The following is an 8,193-nucleotide window of genomic DNA, read 5'->3' as shown; positions in this document are numbered from 1 at the left end:
GACCCTGCCGACGCCGTGCTCATCAAAGAGTACAAAGCGGCTCTCATCAAAGAGTACAAGGGAGCGCCTGCGACCGGGCCGAATCGCCAAACCATTCACGACTATGGAGCTACTCTTAGACGTTTCAGTGAATACCTGGTTGAAAACAACAAGCCGGGGATTGCGGCTCGGCTTCACGAGGAGTCGCTGGATGAAGATGCCAAGCGCTATAAGGCCTCCAGTGGTGACCGGAGGATCATTGCACTAGCTCAACTCCGGAAGTTCCTGCCGTCCGCCGCACTCGGGCGCGAAATTGCCCTTGCTGCTCGTCCGGAAGACGCACTCGGCATGGAGGCTCGTGCCATTGGGGACGCCGCTGCGCAGCACAGCGGGCCGCAGAAGGCATTGGGTCGGCCAGAGAAGCTCCCTGGGGAAGCTAATGAAGACGCCGCTGTTCTGCCATCGTCTTTCGTACCAACTGGGCACCATCACCAAGCCTCGGATCCCGCAGAGTCCTTTCGTCCCCTGATCTGGCGCGACGGCGACCAGCGCGCGCCGGACGAGCGGATCGCTGCACAGGACAGGAGCAACCTGCTACCAAGCGAGGAGGTGCCACTGAGGCCACCGGAATTCGCTCCGCCCAGCTTGCGGGCGGGGAATTCCGCCTCGCCAGAGCTCTTTCCTGAGGGGATGTCCCCCGCGGTCGAAGGGTTTTTTGGTGTTTTCGGCGACCCCAGCGGGCGGGTGCTCGGCGCATTGCAATTGCTAGGCGACGAACATATCCACAGGGATTACCAGCTCCTGGAGCAGGAGTTGCAGGGGAACAATCCAGAACTCGCCGCCCGGACGCGGTTCGTGGATCCCCTCGTAGCCAATTATCATCTGCGCTTGGGCTCCGAGAGCGACAAGCTAAGCGCATTCCAGCGCATCGTCCATAATCAGAACGGTAACGACACAGCCGACTTCCTGTTCGTGCCAGTGAGCGATGGCGGTAAGACTCTTGCGGAGCGCGGCAAACATTGGTCGCTGCTGTTCGTTGATCGCAGCGACCGGGAACGGCCGGTTGCCTATCATTATGACTCCGTCAGCGGATGGCATGACAAGCTTGCAAAACACCTCGCAGAAAGGCTGGGCGCCAGCCTGGAGACCCGCGTGGACTTACCCCGCATCGCCCAGCAGAGCAACGAGTGGGATTGCGGAGTCTACGTGGTGGACGGCACGCGGGCGCTGGTTGGGCGATTGCAATCGCAGCCAGACCTGCCAGACCTGCCAGACCTGAACCTCAACAACCTCGTCGTCAATCGGCAGGCACTACAAACCCGACTCATGGGTGACGATACATCTGGAACGGCAAATTATCTCACGAACTTTGAACTCATGGACCGACAGGCGCGAGACGCGGTTAAGGAAAGCCCCGTTGGGACGTTTCACCAGCGGATCAAGCGGCTCGGCCAGTCAGCGCGAGCGTTGCACGACAGAGCCCTGGCTCCAGTCGCGCCGGACCAAGGCAACCCAGACTCGGTGTTCGTACGGGACGTTGTTCCCGGGGAAACACGCCATCATCATGCGCCGGATTCGTCAGTGGTTGATCTGAATCCCCCCGCACCGTTCGAGTTGCGTGACCATGCTCGTTCTATGCCGGCGGCGGTGCAGCCAGATCCTCCAGTAGTGGTCTCCGGTCGCGACAAGCGTCCTCTTTATTCCAACGATGCGACCGTTGTCGAAGGGCTGCGGTCAGCACTCTATGCCGGTAAGGTCGGGGAGCGCACGGTCACGGACCATGTAAATTCTCTTCTCGGCTTTGGTCGTTGGCTCTTTGATAATAACAAGCCGGGATTTGCTACTCGGCTTGACGATCCGTTGCTGGATCAGGATCTCAAGGAGTACCAGCGCGAGAGTGGCTCCTCGAACGTGGCTAGAGCACTGGGTCGTCTCAAAGAGTCGGCGGGCGGAGCGCCAATGGTGGGCCGCGCTGCCCTGAATCCCGACCCTGCCGACGCCGTGCTCATCAAAGAGTACAAAGCGGCTCTCATCAAAGAGTACAAGGGAGCGCCTGCGACCGGGCCGAATCCCAAAACCACTCAGGACTATGCGGCTACTCTTAGACGTTTCAGTCAATACCTGCATGAAAACAACAGGCCGGGGATTGCGGCTCGGCTTTACGAGGGGTCGCTGGATGAAGATGCCAGGCGTTATTTGGACTCCAGTGGTAACCGGTGGATCAGTGCACTAGCTCATCTCCGGAAGTTCCCGCCGTACGCCGCACTCGGGCGCGAAATTGCCCTTGCTGCTCGTCCGGAAGACGCAGTCGGCATGGAGGCTCGTGCCATTGGGGACGCCGCTGCGCAGCACAGCGGGCCGCAGAAGGCATTGGGTCGGCCAGAGAAGCCCCCTGGGAAAGCTAAGCAGCTGAGCGAGATCGGCAATTCAGGCGCTCGCGTGCTGATGCAGGCCCCCACCCATCAAGTGGGTGCATTGGCATGGGAGGCGCAGCCCATGATGCTGGGGGACGAGCACCTGGCACCGCATACCGGAGGCAGTGGGTCGATGCTGGGTGCCTCGGTGCTGCAGCCGGGTCACTCAACGGCGCGCGATTCGTCAGTGGTTGATCTGAATCCCCCCGCACCGTTCGAGTTGCGTGACCATGCTCGTTCTGTGCCGGCGGCGCCTGCCGGGCCAGCGTTCGCCAGGGCTGAGGAGACGCCCTCCGCGGTTGGCGAGGCCGCGGTGGCCGAAAGGTGGGCTCGGTTGCAAAAGCAAATGGACGAACCAGTGCATGATCCCGGCCCTCAAGTGGATACATCGCCATGGGAGGCGCAACTCATGGTGCAAGGGAGCGGACAAGAACACGCCGCGGCGCCCTACGCCGGAGGCAGTGGGTCGATGCTGGGGGCCTCGGTGCTGCAGCCGGATCACTCAACGGCGCGCCATCATCATGCGCCGGATTCGTCAGTGGTTGATCTGAATCCCCCCTCACCGTCCGAGTTGCGTGACCCTGCTCGTTCTGTGCCGCCGGCGCCTGCCGGGCCAGCGTTCGCCAGGGCTGAGGAGACGTCCTCCGCGGTTGGCGAGGCCGCGGTGGCCGAAAGGTGGGCTCGGTTGCAAAAGCAGAAGGTCGACGCTGATTTGTCGGGATATTTCGACTCGATTCCGCACGCGGACCTTCTACGATCGCCATGGGAGGCGCAACTCATGACGCAAGGGAGCGGACAAGAACACGCCGCGGCGCCCTACGCCGGAGGCAGTGGGTCGATGCTGGGTGCCTCGGTGCTGCAGCCGGGTCACTCAACGGCGCGCGATTCGTCAGTGGTTGATCTGAATCCCCCCGCACCGTTCGAGTTGCGTGACCATGCTCGTTCTGTGCCGGCGGCGCCTGCCGGGCCAGCGTTCGCCAGGGCTGAGGAGACGCCCTCCGCGGTTGGCGAGGCCGCGGTGGCCGAAAGGTGGGCTCGGTTGCAAAAGCAAATGGACGAACCAGTGCATGATCCCGGCCCTCAAGTGGATACATCGCCATGGGAGGCGCAACTCATGGTGCAAGGGAGCGGACAAGAACACGCCGCGGCGCCCTACGCCGGAGACAGTGGGTCGAGGCTAGGTGCCTCGGTGCTGCAGCCGGGTCACTCAACGGCGCGCCATCATGATGCGCCGGATTCGTCAGTGGTTGATCTGAATCCCCCCGCACCGTCCGAGTTGCGTGACCCTGCTCGTTCTGTGCCGCCGGCGGTGCAGCCAGATCCTCCAATAGGGGTCTCCGGTCGCGACAAGGGTCCTCTCTATTCCAACGATGCGACCATTGTCGAAGGGCTGAGGTCAGCATTGGAGAGCACGGTCAAGCGCCATGTAAATTCTCTTCTCGGCTTTGGTCGTTGGCTCTTTGATAATAACAGGCCGGGATTTGCTGCTCGGCTTCACGAGGAGTCGCTGGATCCGGATCTCAAGGAGTACGAGAGCAAGAGTGGCTCCTCGGACGTGGCTAGAGCAGTGGGTCATCTCAAGACGTGGGCGGGCGGAGCGCCAGTGCTGGACCGCGCCGCTGTCCTGAATAATCCCGACCCTGCCGACGCCGCGCTCATCAGAGATTACACAGCGGCTCCCATCAAAGAGTACAAGGCAGCGCCGACCGGGCCGAATCCCGCTACCATTCAGACCTATGGATCTGCTCCTAGACGTTTCAGTGAATACCTGGTTGAAAACAAAAAGCCGGGGATTGCGGCTCGGCTTCACGAGGGGTCGCTGGATGAAGATGCCAAGCGCTATAACAACTCCGGTGGGATCAGTGCACTAGCTCATCTCCGGAAGTCCGAACTCGGGCGCGAGCTCCCTGGGAAAGCTAATGAAGACGACGCTGTTCTGCCATTGCCTTTCGTGCCAACTGGGCCCCATCACCAAGCCTCGGATCCCGCAGGGTCCTTTCGTCCCCTGATCTGGCGCGACGGCGACCAGCGCGCGCCGGACGAGCGGATCGCAGCACAGGACAGGAGCAACCAGCTACCAAGCGAGGAGGTCCTCATCAACCGTGAGCATGATACAGCGGAGTTGAGACCAGCGAAGAGGCAAAGGACCCCGAACAGTCGTCTGCAGGACGTTGCCACTGAGCCGCAGCTGAGCGAGATCGGCAATTCAGGCGCTCGCGTGCTGATGCAGGCCCCCACCCATCAAGTGGGTGCATTGCCATGGGAAGCGCAGCCCATGATGCAAGGGAGCGGACAAGAACACGCCGCGGCGCCGTACGCCGGAGGCAGTGGGTCGATGCTGGGTGCCTCGGTGCTGCAGCCGGGTCACTCAACGGCGCGCCATCATCATGCGCCGGATTCGTCAGTGGTTGATCTGAATCCCCCCGCACCGTCCGAGTTGCGTGACCATGCTCGTTCTGTGCCGGCGGCGGTGCAGCCAGATCCTCCAATAGGGGTCTCCGGTCGCGACAAGGGTCCCCTCTATTCCAACGATGCGACCGTTGTCGAAGGGCTGAGGTCAGCTTACGCGGGTAAGGTCAAGGAGAGCACGGTCAAGCGCCATGTAAATTCTCTTCTCGGCTTTGGTCGTTGGCTCTTTGACAATAACAGGCCGGGATTTGCTGCTCGGCTTGACGAATCGTCGCTGGATCAGGATCGCAAGGAGTACGAGAGCAGGGGTGGCTCCTCGGAGTACGAGAGCAGGGGTGGCCCCTCGATCGTGGCTAGAGCACTGGGTCGTCTCAAGACGTTGGCGGGCGGAGCGCCAGTGGTCGACCGCCCTGTCCGGAATCCCTACCCTGCCGACGCCGCGCTCATCAGAGATTACACAGCGGCTCTCATCAAAGAGTACAAAGAAGCGCCTGCGACCGGGCCGAATCGCGGTACCATTCAGGTCTATGGATCTACTCTTATACGTTTCAGTGAATACCTGCATGAAAACAAAAAGCCGGGGATTGCGGATCGGCTTCACGAGGGGTCGCTGGATGAAGATGCCAAGCGCTATGTGAACTCCGGTGGTAACCGGAGGATCAGTGCACTAGCTCATCTCCGGAAGTTCGCACCCGGGCGCGAAATTGCCCTTGCTGCTCGTCCGGAAGACGCACTCGGCATGGAGGCTCGTGCCATTGGGGACGCCGCTGCGCAGCGCAGCGGGCCGCAGGAGGCATTGGGTCGGCCAGAGAGGCCCCCTGGGAAAGCTAAAGACGGGCGGGTGCTCGGCGCATTGGAATGGCTAGGCGACGAACATATCCAGAGGGATTACCAACTCCTGGAGCAGGAGTTGCAGGGGAACAATCCAGATCTCGCCGCCCGGACGCGGTTCGTGGATCCCCTCGTAGCCAATTATCATCTGCGCTTGGGCTCCAAGAGCGTCATGCTAAGCGCATTCCAGCGCATCGTCCATAAGAACGGCAACGACACAGCCGACTTCCTGTTCGTGCCAGTGAGCGATGCCGGTAAGACTCGTGAGGAGCGCGGCAAACATTGGTCGCTGCTGTTCGTTGATCGCAGCGACCGGGAACGGCCGGTTGCCTATCATTATGACTCCTACAACGGATGGCATGACCCGCTTGCAAAAGAGCTCGCAGAAAATCTGGGCGCCAGCCTGGAGACCCGCGTGGGCGTATCCCGCATCGCCCAGCAGAGCAACGTGGTGGATTGCGGAGTCTACGTGGTGGACGGCACGCGGGCGCTGGTTGGGCGATTGCAATCGCAGCCAGATGACCTGAACCTCAACAACCTCGTCGTCAATCGGCAGGCACTACAAACCCGCCTCAGGGGTGACGATACATTCGGAACGGCAAATAATCTCACGAACTTTGAACTCATGGACCGACAGGCCCGAGACGCGGTTAAGGAAAGCCCCGTTGGGACGTTTCACCAGCAGATCAAGCGGCTCGGCCAGTCAGCGCCAGACGTTGCTCCCGGGGACCCATTTAAATTTCAAAGTCTTGAGAGCAAGGGGGACGCCGCTGCGCAGCACAGCGGGCCGCAGGAGGAATACAGTTGGCCAGAGTATCTCCCCCCTGGGAAAGCTAATGAAGACGACGCTGTTCTGCCATTGCCTTTCGTGCCAACTGGGCCCCATCACCAAGCCTCGGATCCCGCAGGGTCCTTTCGTCCCCTGATCTGGCGCGACGGCGACCAGCGCGCGCCGGACGAGCGGATCGCAGCACAGGACAGGAGCAACCAGCTACCAAGCGAGGAGGTCCTCATCAACCGTGAGCATGATACAGCGGAGTTGAGACCAGCGAAGAGGCAAAGGACCCCGAACAGTCGTCTGCAGGACGTTGCCACTGAGCCGCAGCTGAGCGAGATCGGCAATTCAGGCGCTCGCGTGCTGATGCAGGCCCCCACCCATCAAGTGGGTGCATTGCCATGGGAAGCGCAGCCCATGATGCAAGGGAGCGGACAAGAACACGCCGCGGCGCCGTACGCCGGAGGCAGTGGGTCGATGCTGGGTGCCTCGGTGCTGCAGCCGGGTCACTCAACGGCGCGCCATCATCATGCGCCGGATTCGTCAGTGGTTGATCTGAATCCCCCCGCACCGTCCGAGTTGCGTGACCATGCTCGTTCTGTGCCGGCGGCGGTGCAGCCAGATCGCCCAAAAGTGGTCTCCGGTCCCGACAAGGGTCCTCTTTATTCCAACGATGCGACCCTTGTCGAAGGGCTGAGGTCAGCACTCTATGCCGGTAAGGTCGGGGAGATCACGGTCAAGCGCCATGTAGATATTCTTTTCGGCTTTGGTCATTGGCTCGTTGAAAATAACAAGCCGGGGATTGCGGATCGGCTTCACGAGGAGTCGCTGGATCGGGATCGCAAGGAGTACGAGATCTGGGGTGGCGGCCCCTCGGCCGTGGCTGGGTCACTGGGTCGTCTCAAGACGTGGGCGGGCGGAGCGCCAGTGGTGGGCCGCCCGGCCCTGAATCCCCACCCTGCCGACGCCGTGCTCATCAGAGAGTACACAGCGGCTCTCATCAAAGCGTACGAGGCAGCGCCGACCGGGCCGAAACCCCGTACCGTTGAGGTCTATGGGTCTGCTCTTAGACGTTTCAGTCAATGCCTGGTTGAAAACAAAAAGCCGGGGATTGCGGATCGGCTTCACGAGCGGTCGCTGGATGAAGATGCCAAGCGCTATATGAAAACCGCTGAAATCAGTGCACTAACTCATGTCCGGAAGTTCGCACTCGGGCGCGAAATTGCCCTTGCTGCTCGTCCGGAAGACGCAGTCGGCATGGAGGCTCGTGCCATTGGGGACGCCGCTGCGCAGACCGCGGCACAAGCTCATGGCCACGCAGGAGAGCAGGGACCCATCTCTCGAGCTCAACAAGTCGCGCCAGCGCCGTTTGAACGGCACTTGGGCAAGAAGCGCGAGGCCCAGGACGGACTGACGAGTACACTTGACAGGAGCAACCTCGTGAACAGCGGGGGCGTCATCATAAACAATGAACATTCCACAGCGCTGTTGAGACCGGCGAAGAGGCAGAGGACTGATAATCCGCAAAGCCGCGCCATGGGGCGGCAACTGAGCGAAGCAACCACGACGTCCATCAGCCAAGCCTCCGATCAAGCCCGAGCGGACCTAGTGGCTTCCTTCAGAAGCAGGGAGCGCTCCGACGCGGGGCGTTGAGCTCCATGGCTGGGGTCAAGCAGAACAGCTCTCTTGACGACAGAGGCGCTGATGCGATCTCCGGACCGGTAGCTCTCGCCGTAATTGATCAGGCTGGTACTGTTGGAAGGCTTGATCAGCCTCGTCACCCCA

1 protein-coding gene is annotated in these 8,193 nt (G+C 61.4%); it reads left to right on the top strand.

The features are described from left to right. The first annotated feature begins 15 nt into the window (after positions 1–15). Complete coding sequence (locus tag NKJ06_RS33165) at positions 16–8,061, top strand: Ulp1 family isopeptidase (RefSeq protein ID WP_352812125.1); 8,046 nt, start codon at positions 16–18, stop codon at positions 8,059–8,061. Positions 8,062–8,193 lie beyond the last annotated feature (132 nt).

Source organism: Mesorhizobium sp. M0293 (genome assembly GCF_040321735.1).
Classification (GTDB): domain Bacteria; phylum Pseudomonadota; class Alphaproteobacteria; order Rhizobiales; family Rhizobiaceae; genus Mesorhizobium.
The sequence above is the reverse complement of the archived record's forward strand: the minus strand, read 5'-3'. Positions and strand labels throughout refer to the sequence as shown.